Origin of the sequence: Photobacterium sanguinicancri (assembly GCF_002265265.1) — a bacterium.
Lineage (GTDB): Bacteria > Pseudomonadota > Gammaproteobacteria > Enterobacterales > Vibrionaceae > Photobacterium > Photobacterium sanguinicancri.
Genome location: NZ_NOIF01000358.1, coordinates 1 through 1,427, shown reverse-complemented (window position 1 = coordinate 1,427; position 1,427 = coordinate 1). Strand labels below are relative to the sequence as shown.

Below are 1,427 nucleotides of genomic sequence, written 5' to 3'. Positions count from 1 at the left end.
CGTCATATGTGTATAAGAGAGAGATATTATAACAACGGATTACACTATGAACCCATTGCGTAAAGTAGCCATGTTGGCGGTATGTGCTGCTTTATTGAGTGCTTGTCAGAGCACCAGCGAACCTCAATCAGCTACGGTTGAGATTAATGCTGAAAATGCCTATCAGAATAGTATACAGCGCCATAACTCTTGGCAGAAAAAACTACAAGGGATTGAGTTTTTAGAAATTTATTCGCCTGAGAAGTTTGCCCTAGTGCAATCTAGCTGGACCAAGGCGGACGGCATCTATAAAGAGCTCGTCAATAACCCCGATCTTGCCTTAAAGAGCTACTCACTCTTCTCCTCTTCGACGTATTTGGACCGTTTTAACGATGAAATCACCGTTGTTGAAACGCAAATGAAGGCATTAGAGCACTTGAAAGAAGAAGCTGACGAGGTACTCGCGCCTGCAATGGCGCAGATGCAGTACTTAGATAGCCTAGACGCGAAGAAATACTACCGTTCAGAATACACCCGTATTGGTCGCTTGTATGCACGCTTATTTAACTACATAGATCGTGACGATGTGAGTCAAGCACGTAGCAAACAAGATGAATATTTGGAACGAGCACATAGCTTAGAAGTGAAAACAGTAAAGAAGATTTATATTGCACCGCTGGAAACTCAACTCGATCAACACCGTCGAAATGATGTGCGTTACTATGCACCACGCAGTTATAACCGTGTTGAAATCAGAATTGAATCGGGCAAAGCGACAATTGACGCAACGCCCCGTGATTTTACTGCGATTGAAGTGGCAGTAAAAGAGATTGAGTTTGAACTCGCGCATGCTGCGCATATAGCGCTCGAAGTAAATACTATGCGTGATTTGAGTAAAGACCAGCATGAAGATTATATTTTAGAAATTGAAAATAAGCTGTTACGTATATCCAAAGCGCTGAACGATCAAGATTTAAGAGATCAGCCTATTCGTACGCAAGCAACGTGGATAACCAGTAATGTAAAATCTGCACGCTTACAGTATGTTGCCAAAACGTCGTTGAAAACGAACGAGGTTAGTCAGCGTGCCACTGCGCTAGAAGCGTTAGTGAATCAACAACAAGCAGAGATTGAAGCGCTGAAGTTACAATTAGCGGATAAAGTAACGCCTTCGTTAGACGTGCCCGTTGAGCTTGATACACAGCCTATAACGGCTTCTGCTGATGTAGATTTGCAAGACAATGAATCGTCTGATGATAGTGAATTTGATATTCAGTAAATTAAGAAGCTAACCCGATTACATTGACCTGTAGGGTTACATTTTTAACGGATTCGGTTGATAGCGAACATAAAAGAGGCTGCAGATTGCAGTAATGCCGTTCACTTAAGGTGAGCGGCTTTCTTATTTTTGGCATATCGTTGAGGTCTTGGTTTTACCGTTCTTGGGA

At 42.4% G+C, this 1,427-nt stretch carries 1 protein-coding gene; it reads left to right on the top strand.

The window, feature by feature from the left end:
- Nucleotides 1-46: 46 nt before the first annotated feature.
- Nucleotides 47-1,258 (top strand): hypothetical protein, encoded by a 1,212-nt coding sequence (locus ASV53_RS24005; protein WP_239928904.1) that lies wholly within the window; start codon nt 47-49, stop codon nt 1,256-1,258.
- Nucleotides 1,259-1,427 lie beyond the last annotated feature (169 nt).